Source organism: Mesorhizobium sp. M0778, from assembly GCF_040320105.1.
GTDB lineage: Bacteria > Pseudomonadota > Alphaproteobacteria > Rhizobiales > Rhizobiaceae > Mesorhizobium.
This window is the reverse complement of sequence record NZ_JAMYPA010000007.1, coordinates 93367-109784: the sequence shown is the minus strand read 5'-3', so window position 1 is coordinate 109784 and position 16418 is coordinate 93367. Positions and strand designations below refer to the sequence as shown.

At 60.8% G+C, this 16418-nt stretch carries 13 protein-coding genes and 1 tRNA gene; 8 read left to right on the top strand and 6 right to left on the bottom strand.

Annotated elements, in window-relative coordinates; all coding sequences use genetic code 11:
- Nucleotides 1–118: 118 nt before the first annotated feature.
- Complete coding sequence (locus tag NKI22_RS12395) at nt 119–625, top strand: MarR family winged helix-turn-helix transcriptional regulator (protein WP_352850260.1); 507 nt, start codon at nt 119–121, stop codon at nt 623–625.
- A gap of 44 nt (nt 626–669) precedes the next feature.
- On the opposite strand, the gene NKI22_RS12390 is transcribed toward NKI22_RS12395, so the two are convergent.
- Entirely contained in the window at nt 670–1776 is a 1107-nt protein-coding gene (locus NKI22_RS12390) for a pyridoxal phosphate-dependent aminotransferase (RefSeq protein WP_352814797.1), read from the bottom strand.
- A 120-nt stretch (nt 1777–1896) separates the two neighbouring features.
- On the opposite strand from NKI22_RS12390, the gene NKI22_RS12385 reads away from it, so the two are divergent.
- Nucleotides 1897–3549 (top strand): tetratricopeptide repeat-containing sulfotransferase family protein, encoded by a 1653-nt coding sequence (locus tag NKI22_RS12385; protein WP_352588696.1) that lies wholly within the window; start codon nt 1897–1899, stop codon nt 3547–3549.
- Between the two features lie 190 nt (nt 3550–3739).
- Complete coding sequence (locus NKI22_RS12380) at nt 3740–5392, top strand: tetratricopeptide repeat-containing sulfotransferase family protein (RefSeq protein ID WP_352958466.1); 1653 nt, start codon at nt 3740–3742, stop codon at nt 5390–5392.
- 275 nt (nt 5393–5667) lie between these two features.
- Here the strand turns inward: NKI22_RS12380 and NKI22_RS12375 are convergent, their stop codons facing one another.
- The 3 genes from NKI22_RS12375 to NKI22_RS12365 all read right to left on the bottom strand — a co-directional run bounded on the left by NKI22_RS12375 (nt 5668) and on the right by NKI22_RS12365 (nt 7352).
- On the bottom strand, nt 5668–6819 hold the full coding sequence (locus NKI22_RS12375; RefSeq protein ID WP_352481864.1) for a porin: 1152 nt from the start codon (nt 6817–6819) through the stop codon (nt 5668–5670).
- A 98-nt stretch (nt 6820–6917) separates the two neighbouring features.
- Complete coding sequence (locus NKI22_RS12370) at nt 6918–7289, bottom strand: GIY-YIG nuclease family protein (protein WP_352814799.1); 372 nt, start codon at nt 7287–7289, stop codon at nt 6918–6920.
- Nucleotides 7262–7352, bottom strand: a tRNA-Ser gene (locus NKI22_RS12365). Before NKI22_RS12365 ends, NKI22_RS12370 begins: the two co-directional genes overlap by 28 nt.
- 449 nt (nt 7353–7801) lie before the next feature.
- On the opposite strand from NKI22_RS12365, the gene NKI22_RS12360 reads away from it, so the two are divergent.
- The gene (locus NKI22_RS12360) at nt 7802–8986 is read left to right on the top strand and encodes a porin (protein WP_023719899.1); all 1185 of its coding nucleotides are present in this window, start codon (nt 7802–7804) and stop codon (nt 8984–8986) included.
- Nucleotides 8987–9222: 236 nt separating this feature from the next.
- Nucleotides 9223–10281: a site-specific integrase gene (locus NKI22_RS12355; protein WP_198030509.1), complete on the top strand. Its 1059-nt coding sequence runs from the start codon at nt 9223–9225 to the stop codon at nt 10279–10281.
- A gap of 306 nt (nt 10282–10587) precedes the next feature.
- Here NKI22_RS12355 and NKI22_RS12350 read toward each other — a convergent pair whose 3' ends face one another.
- Together NKI22_RS12350 and NKI22_RS12345 are read right to left on the bottom strand one after the other, a co-directional pair.
- Entirely contained in the window at nt 10588–11481 is an 894-nt protein-coding gene (locus NKI22_RS12350; protein WP_023719897.1) for an alpha/beta fold hydrolase, read from the bottom strand.
- Nucleotides 11482–11862: 381 nt separating this feature from the next.
- The gene (locus NKI22_RS12345; RefSeq protein ID WP_352481910.1) at nt 11863–13896 is read right to left on the bottom strand and encodes a lytic transglycosylase domain-containing protein; all 2034 of its coding nucleotides are present in this window, start codon (nt 13894–13896) and stop codon (nt 11863–11865) included.
- 225 nt (nt 13897–14121) lie between these two features.
- Between NKI22_RS12345 and dapA the strand changes: the two genes are divergently transcribed.
- The 3 genes from dapA (at nt 14122) to NKI22_RS12330 (ending at nt 16343) form a co-directional block, all read left to right on the top strand.
- Entirely contained in the window at nt 14122–15003 is an 882-nt protein-coding gene (gene dapA / locus NKI22_RS12340) for a 4-hydroxy-tetrahydrodipicolinate synthase (RefSeq protein ID WP_023719896.1), read from the top strand.
- A 25-nt stretch (nt 15004–15028) separates the two neighbouring features.
- Nucleotides 15029–15508, top strand: a complete 480-nt coding sequence (gene smpB, locus NKI22_RS12335) for an SsrA-binding protein SmpB (RefSeq protein ID WP_023719895.1) — start codon at nt 15029–15031, stop codon at nt 15506–15508.
- A 106-nt stretch (nt 15509–15614) separates the two neighbouring features.
- Nucleotides 15615–16343 (top strand): GH25 family lysozyme, encoded by a 729-nt coding sequence (locus tag NKI22_RS12330; RefSeq protein ID WP_352814801.1) that lies wholly within the window; start codon nt 15615–15617, stop codon nt 16341–16343.
- The last annotated feature ends 75 nt before the right edge of the window (nt 16344–16418 follow it).

Genomic DNA, 16418 nt, shown 5'->3' with positions numbered 1-16418 from the left:
CCGATCGCTATCCGCCAGCTTCACGTGCGAGATAGGCGGCGTCTCCATCGAATGATTGACTAAGTCAAATAATAGACCATCATGGTCCTTAGGAGCGATCAGCCCGAAGGAGGTCGTCATGCCGGCCGATCGGAATGCCCTTGTCGCGGAGATACGTTGCTTCAATCGCTTCTACACGCGCCTGATCGGGCTGCTCGACCTGACCTTGACGCACAGCGCCTATACGCTGGGCGAGGCGCGGCTGCTGTTCGAATTGGGCGACCGATCCCGCGCTGCCGCCAATAGCGGCGGTGAGGCTGGGTTTCTGGCACGGGCGTTCCACCTCGGTCTCGGACCGGCAGCCTCCGAAATCGCCGCCGAACTCCGGCTCGATCCGGCCTATGTCACACGCATCCTGAGGAGATTCGCCGCCGCCGGCCTGACCGAGATACGCACTGACCCAGCCGATCGGCGCAGACGCATCCTGTCGCTAACCGCTCGCGGAAGTGCGGAACTCGCCAGGCTTCAGGCTGCGACGGATCGCGATCTCGCCCGGCTGACGGCCGGCCTCGCCGATGACGCGGCTGCCCAATTATCGGACGCCTTGAAACGCGTCATGCGCCTGCTTGGTGGTGGGGAGAAATAGCGGCAGTACTGGAGGTCGTGGTGTTCCGTCGCCCCTTTGGCGCCTCAATTCCCCCGCGCTGCCGCCAGTGCGCCGGGCAGTTCCTCGGCAAAAATGTCGAGCTCGTGATCGAGGCCGACGCTGACCCGGATGCAGCGGTCGAGCACTGGCACCATCGGCTTGCGGATGAACACGTCGCGCGACAACAGCGCCTGCAACACCTTCAGCGCGAAGGCGCCGTCGCGGCCGCAATCGATGGTGACGAAATTGGACGCCGAAGCCAGCGGCTTCAGCCCGTTCGCCTCGGCTATTCCGGCGATGCGCAGGCGGCCGGCGGCGACCCGCGCCACCACGCTCTCCAGCCAGTCTTGATCGGCAAGCGCCTCGACACCGGCGATCTGCGCCATGCGGCTGACGCCGTAATGGTTGCGTATCTTCTCAAAGTCGCGAATCACCTGGGCTTCGGCCACCGCGTAGCCGCAGCGTATGCCGGCTAGCCCATAGGCCTTGGAGAAGGTGCGCATGCGGATGACGTTCGGCCGCGCCACATCGATCGGCGGCATCGCTGAGGCTGGCCCTAATTCGCCATACGCCTCGTCGAGCACCAGCATTGTGGTCTCCGGCAAGGCCTCGAGGAAGCGGCTGAGCTCGGCCGCTTCCCACCAACTGCCCATCGGATTGTCCGGGTTGGACAGATAGACCAGCGGCGCCTTGTCCCTGGCCACTGCCGCCAGCAGGCCGTCGAGGTTTTCTCGGTCGTTCTCGTAGGGCACTGCGACCAGCCGGCCGCCGACGCCGGCGACGTGAAAGTTGAAGGTCGGGTAGGCGCCGAGCGAGGTCACCACCGCGTCGCCGGGCGCCACATACATGCGCGCCACCAAGCTGAGCAGCCCGTCTATGCCTTCGCCGACGACGACGTTTTCGGCGCCGACACCGAGATGTCGGGCCACGGCTACCTTCAAATCGTGATTGTCGGGGTCGCAATACATCCACATGTCGCCGGCAATCTCGGCCATGCGGGCAACGACCCGCGGCGAGGGGCCAAAGCTGCTCTCATTGGCGCCGATGCGGGCGCGAAAGGCGCGGCCGCGATCACGCTCCTGCGCTTCAGGGCCGACAAACGGCACCGTAGAGGGAAGCGCGTCGATGAGCGGCGTAAGGGGAGGGCGCATGGCAAAGGCTCGTTCGAACAGGGCCTTCTTGCTAGCCTGCCGGCTGGGGCTGCGCAAGTTCCACGAACGGCGGCGACGGTCAGGCTGGATTCTTGCAGATCATTTTGCTAGCGAGACATGATGAGCAACCGACTGCCGCCCGCCTGGTCCAAGCATATAAAGTCCCACCCGGCGCCGAAAGTGGAACCGCCGAAGGCGAAACCATTGACGCGCGTGCAGGCCGACGATGCGCTGCTGAAACAGGCGTATGGCTTGCAGCAGGCCAAGCGGTTGGCCGAGGCTCGGGAACTGTGCCGTCGCGTGCTGGAGCGCACGCCCAACCATCCCTTGGCTTTGTATATCATGGGCACGCTATTCATCGGGCTCGACGATGAAATGGCCCTGCGATATTTGGCCCGAGCCGTCGGCGAGGAGCCTCAAAACCCCTTTTATCACCTTAGTCTCGGTGAAGTTTATCTAAAAGTCAGCGAATATTCGCTCGCAATCAAGCATATTCAGCAAGCATTGAAGTTGAAGCCCGATTTGCTGGAAGCGCTTTGCGCGTTGGCACGCGCTTACGTCGAATTCGACAAGGCTGACATGGCTGTGCCGGTTTACGAGAAAGCGCTCAAGATCAACCGCGATCATCCCCGTGTTCGGACGGGGCTTGCCAGCGCACTCACCGGTCTTGGTCGCATGGATGAAGCCAAAATCTATCTGAAGGAGGCGATCGAACGTCGCATCGCTATGCCCGCCGCCTATAATGAGCTTGTGCGTACGCGCAAATTCACCGAAGAGCCGGCCGAACTTAGGTCCATCCTGCGCGAGCTTGGTGAGCCAAAGCTTGACCCGGACAGTGCGACGACACTTCATCACGCTGCCGGCAAAGTGCTGAACGACCTTGGGCGCTACGAAGACGCGATAGATCATTTCAAGAAAGGCAAGCGGGCCGCCGGCTATAAGTTCGATCTGGAGACCTATCGCCGCTGGATCGACTCCACGATTGAGTTCTTCAACCCGGACATGTTGGCCGCCAAGGCGGGTTATGGAAGCCCGTCGGAAGTGCCCGTGTTTGTATTGGGCATGCCCCGATCGGGCACCACCCTGACCGAGCAGATTTGCGCGAGCCACCCGAATGTTCATGGCGCCGGAGAGCTGAAAAAGATAAGGCGAGCCGCAAATGCTATCGGCCTCACGAAGGTTTCAGCACGGACCTTGGACCAATCGATCGTTCCGATCACCCCCGACCTATCCAAAATGCTGGCCGAGGAGCACCTGTCCTATCTTCGTGAGCGTGCGCCGACCGCGCTTCGCATCGTCGACAAGATGCCCCGGAATTTCGAACTGATCGGTCTCATAGGGCTTCTCTTCCCCAATGTACGGATTATTCACTGTCGTCGCGATGCCATCGACAATTGCCTCTCGTGTTTTTTCCAGAATTTCTCCAAGGGACACAGCTACATCGCCGACCTGCAGACACTCGGGCTGTACTACCGTGAATATGATCGCCTGATGCGACATTGGGACAAGGTTTTTCCCGGACGCATCTTCGAAAGTCGCTACGAGACGCTGGTTGCGGATCAGGAGGCACAATCGCGCCGTCTGATCGATCATCTTGGATTGCCCTGGGACGATACCTGCCTGCGCTTCTTCGACAAGGAGGGATCGGTCAACACGGCCAGTCGCTGGCAGGTTCGGCAACCGATCTACAGTTCATCTGTCAAGCGCTGGAAAAACTATGAGAGCGCAATCCAGCCGCTGATCCAGTCGCTCGGTGATCTCGCCGAGATTTGACTCGGGAATTGCAGTCGGCAATTTGCATTTGTGTGGGCCACGAGATCTGAATCGCCAGGTTTGTGGGCTGGGGCTGCAATTGCGGCGGGGCACCGGTTGCTAGACTAAGCTCCCGGCCTGGCTGCCAAGTTCTGCGGCGGGCGGGCACGTCAGGCTGGATTCTCCCAGATCATTTTGCTAGCGAGACATGATGAGCAACCGACTGCCGCCCGCTTGGTCCAAACACATAAAGTCCCGCCCGGCGCCGAAAGTGCAGCCGCCGAAAGCGAAACCGCCGTCGCGCGCGCAAGCTGACGACATGCTGTTGCGACAGGCGCTCGAACTCCAGCAAGCCAAGCGGCTTCCAGAGGCCGAGGAGTTATGCCATCGCGTTCTCGCCCGCACGCCAAACCACCCGCTTTCGCTGTACATCCTCGGCACGCTGGGGCTCGGTATCGACGATGAGTTGGCTCTCAAATATTTTGCACGAGCAGTAAGCCAGACGCCTCAAAATCCGTATTTCCACCTTAGCCTGGGAGAGGCCGGTCTGAAGCTTGGCGACAGCTTGCTTGCTATCAGGCACCTGCAGCGCGCCTGCGAATTGAAGCCCGATCTGGTGGAAGCGCTTTGCGGACTGGCGCGTGCCTACGTCAACTTCGACAAGGCCGAGATGGCTTTGCCCCTTTACGAGAAGGCACTGAAGATCAACGGCGACCATCCCATGGTCCGAATTGGTCTGGCTGGTGCGCTCGCCAGCCTCGGTCGCATGGACGAAGCCAGAGCCTATCTCAATCAGGCAATAGAACGTCGCGTCGATGTTGGGGCAGCCTACAACTACCTGGTCGACACGCAAAAGTTCACCGAAAAACCTGCCGAGCTCGACTCTATCCTGCGCGAACTCTCCAATCCCAGGCTCGAACCGGTTGCTGCATTCCAGCTCCATCACGCCGCAGGCAAAGTGCTGAACGATCTCGAGCGCTACGATGAGGCGATGGATCACTTCCAGAAGGCAAAAAAGGCCGCTGGTCACGATTTCGACCTGGAGTACTACCGCCGAAGTGTCGATTCCATGATCGAGATATTCAGCCCGTCACTATTGGAAGCCAAGGCTGGCCACGGCAGTCCATCCGAAGTGCCTGTGTTTGTGCTGGGCATGCCCCGGTCGGGGACGACGCTGACCGAGCAGATCTGCGCGAGCCATCCGGATGTCCATGGCGCCGGGGAGCTTACGAAGCTGCGCCGAATCGCGAACTCGATGGGCTTTAGAACACAATCGGATGAGGACCTGCGCAGTTCGATCATGTCGATGACGAGGGATCAGTCGAGGGCGCTGGCCGAAGAATACCTGTCTTATCTGCGCCAGCACGCGCCTGCCGCGCTCCGCATAGTCGACAAGATGCCGCACAACTTCGAGTTTATCGGAGTGATTGGAATTCTTTTTCCCCACGCGCGCATCATTCATTGCCGGCGCGATGCCATCGACAATTGCGTGTCCTGCTTCGTCTTGCATTTCACCAAGGACCACGGCTACAACGCCGACCTTGAGACACTCGGCCTATACTACCGTGAATATGATCGCTTGATGCGGCATTGGAATAAGGTCTTTCCCGGACGTATTTTCGAAAGCCGCTACGAGACGCTGATTGCGGATCAGGAGGCGCAGTCGCGCCGTCTCATCGATCATCTCGGCTTGCCTTGGGACGATTCCTGCCTGCGCTTTTTCGAGAAGGACAGGTCGGTCAATACCCCCAGCCGCTGGCAGGTGCGGCAGCCGATCTATACATCATCGGTCAAGCGCTGGAAAAAATATGAGAGCACAATTCAGCCGCTGATTCACGCCTTGGGAGATCTAGCCGAACTTTGAACGAGTGGGTGGCGTTCGGCAGGCCGAGGTCGACGGTGACTTGCTGTCGAGATCCGTTGATCCTGTAGGCCAGCCCTTCAGATCGTGCCAAGATCTTCATTTTTTGCACGTTCGGACAAGCGGGCGCGGCGAGCATTACAATTGACCAGCTCAGCCCTGCGATAGGTATTCAGTGGCAGCCTGTATTCATGCACCGAGAGTTGTTAGCTGCGTCGCCCGATACGAAAAACCCGGCGGTTGGCCCGCCGGGTTCGATCTCAATCAGGTTCGGATTGTTAGAATGAGCGCTGGAAGCGCAGCATCCCGCCGACGCTGTCCTTGTCGTCGGCATTGGTCCAGTTGCGATCGTAGGCTTTATCAAACTGACCGTCGCGAGCCCAATCGACTTCGGCAGTGATCGTGAAGCCGGGAACGATATCGTAGGCGATGTTCGCGGCGACGCCGTAGTTCTTGTCGTCGTCAACCGATGCTTGGAGGTTGAACGAGGTCTTCTCGTTGATGGTGTAGGTGCCACCACCCCAAACTGCCCAGTTGCCGCCCCACTGCTTATAGAAGTTGCGGTCGATGTTGTCGTCCGAACCGTAACCGGCCATGACGAACAGTGTCAGGTTCTGTATCGGCGTAACGTCGACGCGAACCTTGCCGGCCCACTCTTCCCAAGTGCTGTCATAGGCGGCAACACCGGTGATCGAGCCCCAACCCTGCGTGTATTTAATACCGCCGACCACATACGGAACATAGCTGTCGATCGAATCATTGCCGCTGTTGCTGTCTTGGAAAATGCCAGGATCCGCATCGGCACTGCCCGAACCGGTTTCCAACGAAGCCACGGCCGAGAAGCCGTTGCCGGCGTCGAAGTAGTACTGGACGACATTGGTGTCGAAGCCGCCATAGGGGACTAGCGTATCCTGGATGACGTTGCCGGCGTAGCCGATGAACGTGTCGAAGGCCGATTCGTCTTTGCCGACGCGCAAACCACCGAGTTGGACCCAGGCAAAGTTCAGCGAAACACTCGTACCGCCGTTAAAGTTGTCATCAAGATAATCGTTGTGGTTACCCCAGTTGAAACGGGTCTCGGTGTAGGTCTTCAAGGTGCCGAGCTCGGTTTCCTGGCCGGTCCAGGTCTTCAACGTGAATCGGGCGTGCTTGTAGTAGGTATCCTGCGAGCCGCCGTCCATCTGGTCCGTGGTCTTCGCACCGTCGAAGGAGCCGACGTCGCCGATGCCGATGTCATAGCGGACATAGCCACCGATGCGCAGGCAGGTTTCGGTGCCGGGGATGTAGAAGTAGCCAGCGCCGTAGACGTCGCAAATCTTGACGTATTCAGCGGGTTCCGGCTCGGCGACGACGACGGCGTCGGCGGCGCGCGCACCGGAAACTGCGATCAGTGCCGCAGCGGAGCCGAGAAGAAGGCTCTTGATGTTCATTTTCTGACCTCCAGTCAGAATCGAGGGCGGAGGTCGGCAAAAAGCAGCTCGTTCGGCTGTTTTTATTTATATTTTCAAATAGATAAGTCCTAAGGCCGTCAGTGAGGCCCTGTCCGCCAAAAACGCTTACTGGCGAAGGCCTTGCCTGAACCGGTCTTGAAATATCGCTCGAGTTGCCGTGCGTTGGCCTCGGTTTCAACCCCGATGTAGGACTTCAAAGTTACAGGCAGATAGGCCTTGGTCGAAGTCACATAGCCTGATCGATGCGATTCGAAGCGGCGCCGAAGGTCGTTGGTCGACCCGACGTAGACATCGCCGTTACGAAGTTGCAGGAAATAGACGTACCATAGTCCCCCTACGCTACTTCGTAGCTTCGGGCGACACCCTACGCCCAAAATGCGGTTCCGGGTGGCCTGCCACCCGAAGCCCGCAGGGCGTAGGGTGGCGGAGAGGATGGGATTCGAACCCACGAGAAGCTTTTGACCTCTACTCCCTTAGCAGGGGAGCGCCTTCGACCACTCGGCCACCTCTCCGTTGCGCCGGTGGATAAAGAAAAGCGCCGGCACAATCAACAAGCTGGCGCTATTATCCTTGAAAAATCGACCCTTCGCCAAAGCGCCGCCCAGCGATGTGGCGATTCTGCGGCGATTCCCTGGTTCGCGACTCGCGCCATGGTCACATTTCGGGCCGACCATCGCCGGAATCCGCCGTTTGCAACGGCTTGCGAAGGGCTGTTGGTTAACGGGAGCTTTCGGAGTGAGGCCAAATCGTGTCATTTGTGCAACAACGCCGGGGTATAGCGCCAACACAAACCTTTTGCCGGTACGATCGTGGTTGAACGCCGCCGCCTCATGGGTAATGTCGGGTTTGAAGGAGCGGCGCGGTGCGCATCTTTTTCGGTAGTGGGGATGGGGCAGGGAACGCTGTCCTTCAGCAAAGAATACCCAGACCCGTTTTTTAACTTTTGACTGGAGGTCAGAAAATGAACATCAAGAGCCTTCTTCTCGGCTCCGCTGCGGCACTGATCGCAGTTTCCGGTGCGCGCGCCGCCGACGCCGTCGTCGTCGCCGAGCCGGAACCCGCTGAATACGTCAAGATTTGCGACGTCTACGGCGCTGGCTACTTCTACATCCCCGGCACCGAAATCTGCATGCGCATCGGCGGCTACGTCCGCTATGACATCTCCGCCGGCGATGCGGGCGCGTTCACTGGTGCCCGTTACCAAGACCTTTCGGAAGCCTTGGAAGGCAGGGACGATGTCAACGACGGCTATTTCAAGCAGGCTCGCTTCACGCTGAGGACCTATACCGGCCAGGAAACCGAGATGGGCACCTTGAAGACCTACACCGAGACCCGCTTCAACTGGGGAACCGGTTATCACGGGGTCGATCTCGACGGCAACCCGGCCACCCCTGATGCACAATTCTCCAGCTTTGGCAGCAGAGGCGTTTCGCTGAACTTCGCCTGGATCCAGCTCGGTGGTCTCCGCGTCGGTAAGGACGAAACGGCCTTCAATACGTTCACCGGTTACGCCGGCAACGTCATCAACGATACGCTGGTTCCCTACGGCGGCTTCGACACCAACGTCATCCAGTACTACTTCGATGCCGGCAACGGCTTCTCGGCCGTGGCGTCGTTGGAAACCGGTGAAGGCTTTATCCTCAACGACGACAACACCGCGCTCCACCTGGGTCACGATTCGATCGACAGCTATGTTCCATATGTCGTCGGCGGCGTGAAATACACGCAGGGCTGGGGTTCGATCTCGGGCGTCATTGCCTATGACAGCGCAGTGGAAGAATGGACAGGCAAGGCTCGCCTGGACGTGACGCCGATGCAGAACCTGACGCTGTTCCTGATGGCCGGCTACGGTTCGGACGACAATATCCCACGCAACTTCTACAAGCAGTGGAGCGGCAACTGGGCAGTTTGGGGTGGTGGCACTTACACCATCAACGAGAAGACCTCGTTCAACCTTCAGGCGGCGTATGACGAAGGCGAGAACGTCGGCATCGCGGCGAACATTGCCTACGACATCGTTCCCGGCTTCACGATCACGGCCGAAGTCGACTACCTGCACTTCGGTGACAACAATTTCGACAATTGGACCGGTGCTACCGACGAAAACAGCATCGGCGGTGTCCTCCGCTTCCAGCGCTCGTTCTAAGGGCTGGACTTAAGCAACTGAAATCCAGCCCGGGCGCTTCAACGCCCGGGCTGTTTTATTTTCGCGACTGGTAGCAAACAGAAGGAAAAGGGGGTTCGGTAGCTGAACAGGGTTGTGGAACGATGTCGTTGGGATCCACCACTGGTGGATGAAATCGGCCGCAACGCTTAAAACTCTTGAAAGGGCACCGCCAAGCAGGTAGGTCTAGGCCTATCCACTCGGGGGTGTGGCGAATAATGACGAACGATGCGATTCAAGAGGGAGGGACCTCTGATCATTTTTCGATGTTTTCTTCTCAAACTGCAAAGATAAAATACAGTTACAACAAGATACGAGAAGTAAAGTCGCACAGGATCGGAGAACTTTTTTCAGCATACCGGGATATACTTTGGGATGATGGGCGGCATAAGTACAATGTCAGCTCGTTCATCGGCGAAATAGACGAGATTCTCCTTGGGGAGCGTTTCAGCGCCTTTGACCAAAGCACCCTCGACAACCTTATCGGCACCTTGCGCCAGCGCGGCAACAGCAACGCAACCATCAACCGGAAGATGGCTGCCCTCAGCAAACTGCTGCGCAAGGCTCACAAGATGGGGGATATCCACAGCCTGCCCGAGTTCCGCCGCCAGAAAGAGCGGGCGGGACGGATTCGTTTCCTCGAAAGGGACGAGGAGGCTCGGCTGTTTGCCGCCATCAAAAGCCGCAGCGAGGACGCCTATCGGCTTTCCGTCTTTCTCGTCGACACCGGTTGCCGCCTCGGCGAAGCGCTGGGCTTGATCTGGAACGATATCCAGGAGCACCGCGTCAGTTTCTGGATCACCAAGTCCGGCCGCAGCCGCACCATCCCGATGACCGAGCGGGTAAAAGAGGTGATCAAGCTGCCGGCCACCGAGGGCCGCCGGCCTAAAGGCCCGTTCACCAAGCTTAGCCAGGCGCAGTTTCGTGCCATCTGGAACGATGCCAAGGCCGAAGTCGGGCTTGGCGCCGACGATCAGGTCGTGCCGCACATATTGCGCCATACATGCGCCTCGCGTCTCGTCCAGGGCGGCATCGATATCAGGCGTGTGCAGATGTGGCTCGGCCACCAGACGCTGTCCATGACCATGCGCTACGCCCATCTGGCCACCAACGATCTCGACGGTTGCGTCACCGTGCTTGAGACGCCGCGGTACAGTGGTTCGGACGACGGCGGGGCAAGTCCGTTGTCCTCTCCACCTTCGGCAAGGCGGGAACCAAAAGGTGAGCCGGCCGCAAGCAAGGCACCAAAGCCCGCGAAGAGAAGCGCCAAATCCTGACGGTTTGGGTGGATCTGGCGTAAGTCGGTCGATCTGACAACGGATTGCAGGCCAATACATCAAGTCGGCGCTGCCCCTCACCCTTACCCTCTCCCCGTGAAAAAACGGGGAGAGGGGAGTTCGTCAGCGTTGCGGCCGTCTGTCCTTCTCCCGTCACTACACGGGGAGAAGGTGCCAGCAGGCGGATGAGGGGCGGCGCCGACATCCAACAATTATTCTCCGGGACGCCAGCATAGCTGTTAATCGCTGCCAGAATGCTTCACAGGTACAAGATAAGGCAGAGAGTTACTTAAACTTACCGTGGTTTTACTTCCAACCGCTCCGCCGCTCCACCCGATCGAAAAAACCAGCGATCCTGCCCGGCAGGATCCCGGACTCCAAAAACGGTGCATGCCCCTGGCCGTCAGCGGTGATCGTCTCGATATCGGTATGGCGCGTCCGCATCTGCTCGAGCGTTTCGGCGGACAGCAGCTTCGAGTTGGCGCCGCGTATGACGAGCATTGGGATGGCCGCCAGCGCGTCGAACTGTGGCCAAAGATCGGGCATCGGCCGGCTGGGATCGAGGCCCGCCAGCGTATCGACCAGTTTCGGATCGAAATCGGGCAGAAATCCCTCCTCGGTCTCGCGGTAGAGGGCTGACGCCATCCGCTCCCAATCCGCATCGGTCAGCGCCGCAAAATCGGCGCCATGGGTGCTGCGCAGGCCGCGGACCACCTCTGCGTACGCCTTCGGCCTGGGCGCGGGGTCGAGATAGGAGCGGATATGGGCGAGCCCTTGCGTCTCGATCACCGGGCCGATGTCGTTGAGGACGACGGCCTTCAGCACGGCCGGCCGCATCGCCCCGAGCACATGGATGATCAGTCCGCCGCGCGACGTGCCGATGAAGGCAGCCTCCTCGATGCTCAGCGCCGCCAGCCCGGCGAGAATATCGCCAGCTTCGATGCCGATATTGTAATGGCCGATATCGGCATCGTAGGCGGACTGCCCGCGCCCGCGATAGTCGAAAGCGACGACCTTGCGCTTCGCCTGCGTCGACAGATAAAGCGCCAGCTCGTGAAAATCACGGCAATTGCGGGTCAGGCCGGGCAGGCAAACGACTGGCCAGCGGCCGGAATTCGCTTCGCCGTAGATGCGGGCGTGCAGGGACAGCCCGTCCGGCGCGGCGTAGAAGAAATCGGAGAAACCCTGCTCGGTTGCCATGTGGACTCCGTTCCTCTCGCTGCTGGCTTGTTTCAACTGCTACAGGCGAGGGGCCGGTAGGGTCAAATAGGGGAGGCGCCGAAGTTGCAGGGTCCCTCAAGGGGGAGATTGGCTGTCATCGTCGCTTTCGCCAAGTTTCGTCGGATGCAGAAAGGCACTGTCCACGAAGCTGGGACCCTTGGGGAGATGTCCGGCAGGACAGGGCGGGCCGCTGTCCGCCAACTCGACGTCCGGAACTTTCAAAGCCTGAAACAAAAACCCGCCTCGTTGGGCGGGTCGTCGGTGCGAATCAGCACTATGGTTAAATTAGTAGCATAGCTGCCGGCACAAAGCAAGAACAAAATACGCTATGACCGGCAAACTTGGCTTGAAGCCCGGTCGTCACCCCCGGCCGTTCACCAGATCCCCGACCATGTCGTACTTGCCGGAGATACGCATCTTGTAGACCTCGTAATTCTCCATCACGCGCTGGACGTAACTTCTTGTTTCCGTATAGGGAATCCGCTCGATCCAGTCGACGACGGCATCGACGTCCTTGCCGCGCGGATCGCCGTATTTCGCCACCCACTGGGCGGCGCGGGCGGGGCCGGCATTGTAGCCGGCGAAGGTCAGCACGTAGGAGCCGTCGAAACGGCCGAGCTGCTCGCCGAGAAAGGCAGCGCCCAGCGTTGCATTGTAGCCGGCATCGGTGGTCAGCCGGGCCTGAGAAAATGTCATGCCGGCCTTCTTCGCCAATTGCTTGGCGGTGCCTGGCATTAGTTGCAGCAGTCCGCGCGCGCCGGCGCTGGAGATTGCGCCGATGTTGAACTCGCTTTCCTGGCGGGCAATCGCATAGGCCAGCGCCTTGCCCGAGCCGGAGATGTTGGCGGTGTCGGGAATGACGCCGAGCGGATGCGACAGCGCGCCGACATCGATGCCGCGGGCGCCGGCGATCTTGCCGATCTTCAGCGCCATGAAATGGTTGCCTTGTCTTTCCGCCAACACCGCAAGCAGCGCCAGTTCGCCGGGGTTGTTCAGCTGCCCGGCGAGGTCGCGGTAGAGCGTCTCGGCATAGCGGTCATAGCCGGCCTCCTGCAGCCGCTTGATGGCGCTGACCGCCTCGCGGGTGGCGAAATTCTGGCGGTCGGCGGCACTTGGCTGGGGGTAGACGATGTTGAGGGTCTGCCGGCCGACGCGCTCGCCGGCGAGCTGGCCGTAAAAGGTCGTGCCGTAGCTTGCGGCGCGGCTGAAATAATCCTTGGCATTGCCGGGGCCGCCGACTTCGGCGGCGCGGCCGAGCCAATAATAGGCGCGCGACAGCGACATTGGCCCTTGGGCGAGCTCCGCGATTCGCGCAAAATGCTTGGCGGCGATGCTCGGGTCCTTGAGGCCGCGCAGCGCGTACCAGCCGGCATGGAATTCCGCCTCGGCAGCATTGGCGGGACTTTCGGCGGCATGCGCGGCGACTATTCTGTAGGCGGTCTTCATGTCGCTCTGGTCGACCAGCTCGCGCGACAGCACCCGGCGCTCGACCCACCAGGCGTCCGGATCGACCAGAGCGTCGCGGTCGCCCGGCGCCTTCATCACCAGCGCGGCGGCGTCGGAAAATTTCTGCTGCTTGCGCAGATATTCGGCTTCGGCAAAGAGATAGCCGGCCGCCCGCTGCGCTGCCGGCACCGCCTTCAGCAGCTTGGCCGCGTTCTTGTCGCCTTTGGTGACCGCCGCCCAGGCATCGGCCAATTGCTGGGCGCCGGCGAGACCGGCGACGCGCAGCGCCGAAGCGACCCGGTCGGCATAAAACATGCGCTCCATGCGGAAGCGATGGTCGGCGGCCGGGATCAGCGCACCGAACTCGCGAATGACCGCCGCCTCGTCCCTGGCTTCGAGCTTTTCGGTGCGCCAGAATGGCGACAGCACCGAGCGCGCCGCCTTGGTATCGCCCAGCGCTACATAGGAGCGGGCCAGGATCAGCACGCCCTCGAAGGTCAGCGGCTGGCTGCCGTCGAACGCCCGCACCACGATCTGCGGCGTGGGGTTCTCGCGATAGAGCGCGCGCTCGCTGTTCCTGCGCAAGGCGATCGTACCCGGCCAGTTCGGCAGCATCTTTGCCGCATCGGCGATGTCGCCGCTCGGCACCTGGTCGCCGCCATAGAGCGCGATCGCCCAGGCAAGGATGTGCCGGTCGAGCGATTTGGCCGGCAGCGCTTCGCGCACCTGGCGCGCGCGCGCAATGTCGTTTGCCGCCAGCGCATCGAGACCGCTCTTCAGCACCGCGACGCTCGCGGACGGGGACTGCTGCACCGCATCGTTCTGCGGCTCGGTCATCGGAATCGCCGACGTAACCTGCACATCGACGCTGCTGCCGATCGCCGCGCCGGGAATCAGGGCGACGATCGCGCCGATAAGCGCGAAAAGATGAGGCCGCCTGATCGGCATGGATTTGGTCATCCCCGTTCTTCGACGCTACAACAGACACAGATGAATTGAAGCTTACTCGTCTGTGATGAAGGGCCCGTAAAGAAAACCTTCTCGAGGTCATTCGAATTGCAATTGCTGGCGCAATGCTTGCCGCGCAACAATGTTGAGACTATGGTGCGCCGCTTCGCTTTCGGCTAGAAGGCGCGCACGACAAACCCGAAAGTCCCCAAGGAGTTGGACGACATGCTGAGAGGCTCGCTGACCGCGCTCGTCACACCGTTCGAAAAGAGCGGCCGTTTCGACGAGAAAGCCTTTCGCGCCTTCATCGCCTGGCAGATCGCCGAAGGCACGACGGGCGTGGTCCCGGTCGGCACCACAGGCGAGTCGCCGACGCTGTCGCATGACGAGCACCGCCAAGTCGTCAAGGTCTGCATCGAGGTCGCCAAGGGCCGGGTTCCTATCGTTGCCGGCGCCGGCTCCAACAACACCGAAGAGGCGGTTGGCCTGGTCCAGTATGCCGAGAAGGCGGGCGCCGACGCGGCCCTTGTCGTCACGCCCTATTACAACAGGCCGACGCAGCGCGGCCTCTATGCGCATTTCGCCGCCGTCGCCAAGGCGACCAGCCTGCCGATCATCATCTACAACATTCCACCGCGCTCGGTGGTCGACATGAGCCCGGAGACGATGGGGCAATTGGTGCACGACTTCAAGAACATCGTCGGCGTCAAGGATGCCACCGGCAAGGTCGAGCGGGTTTCGGAGCAGCGCGCCACCTGCGGCAAGGATTTCATCCAGCTCTCCGGCGAAGACGCCTCGGCCCTCGGCTTCAACGCGCATGGCGGCGTCGGCTGCATCTCGGTGACGGCAAATGTCGCGCCCAGACTCTGCGCCGAATTCCAGGAGGCGACGCTTTCCGGCGACAGCGCCAAGGCGCTCGACCTGCAGGACCGTCTGTTGCCACTGCACAAGGCGATTTTCCTGGAACCCGGCGTTTCCGGCGCGAAATATGCGCTGTCGAAGCTGGGCAAGGTCGAGAACGTGCTGCGCTCGCCGTTAATGACGGTCGAGCCGTCGACCGCCGAGAAGATCGACGCGGCGATGAAGCACGCCGGCTTGATAAATTAGGGATGAGGCGCCACCTCTCCGCATCATGAATCAAGTCAGAAAAGCCGATCCCAACAACAAGACCGTTGCGGAAAACCGCAAGGCGCGGTTTTCCTATGAGGTGCTCGACACGATCGAGGCCGGCCTGGTGCTGACCGGTACGGAAGTGAAGTCGCTGCGTCAGGGCCAGGCCAATATCCAGGACAGCTATGCCTCGGTCGAGGGCGGCGAGATTTGGCTGATCAACTCCTATTTGCCGGAATATCTGCAGGCCAACCGCTTCAACCACGAGCCGCGCCGACGCCGCAAACTCCTGCTCAACAAGCGCGAGATGGCCAAGCTGTCGCAGAGCGTCGACCGCGAAGGCATGACGCTGGTGCCGCTGAAGATCTATTTCAACGACCAAGGGCGGGCGAAGGTGCTGCTCGCCGTCGGCCGTGGCAAGAAGCTGCACGACAAGCGTGAGACCGAAAAGCAGCGCGACTGGTCGCGCGAGAAGGGCCGGCTGCTGAAAGAGCGAGGGTGAGCAGAGGTCCGCGAAGCGGACGAAAAGCCAACGATTTGGCTTTTCGAGCGACGAACGCCCGGAGCCATGGCGGAGGGCAGGGCGGACCAATAGGGATAGGTCTCGTTTGAAAAACCGGATCGTCTCATGGGGCGCGGCCGGTCTGCTCCTGGTGGGCCTCGTCCTGGCCGGCGGCTATACCTACTTCCAGACATTTTCTCCGGATCGCGGCAAATATCCGGTCAGGGGCATCGACGTTTCCCATCATCAGCGGCAGATCGACTGGCGGCGTGTTGCAGCCGACGATGTCGCCTTCGCCGTTATCAAGGCAACGGAAGGCGGCGACCATGTCGACGATGCCTTCGCCGCCAATTTGGGTGCGGCCCGCGCCGCCGGCCTTGCCGTCGGCGCCTATCACTTCTTCACCTTCTGCAGGCCGGGTGCCGATCAGGCACGCAACTTCATCTCGGTGGTGCCGCGCGATCAGCCTTTGCTGCCGCCGGTGGTAGACATTGAGTTCGGCGGCAATTGCCCGCAGCGGCCAACTCCCGAACAGCTGAGCGCCGAACTCTCAGCCTTCCTCGGCCCGGTCGAAGCAGCGTTCGGCAAGACGGCGATCCTCTATGTGACCGACGAGGCCGCGCAAGCCTATGCCGGGCAGGTAGCCGGCCGCCCGCGCTGGCTGCGTTCGCTGGCGCTGCGGCCAGGCCATGACGACTGGATTTACTGGCAGTACCACAACCGGGGCCGCGTCGACGGCATCAGCGGCGACGTCGACCTGAATGTTCTCCAAGGCGGGCCGGCGACGCTGGCCGCGTTGTTTGCCGCAACGCCTGAAGCGACGGCGTCGGATTGACGCTATTCCTGTCCGGCGAAAGCACCCTCAGTGGCGCGATGACGGGAACGACGAAGCCTTCCCCAATGTGGCTAT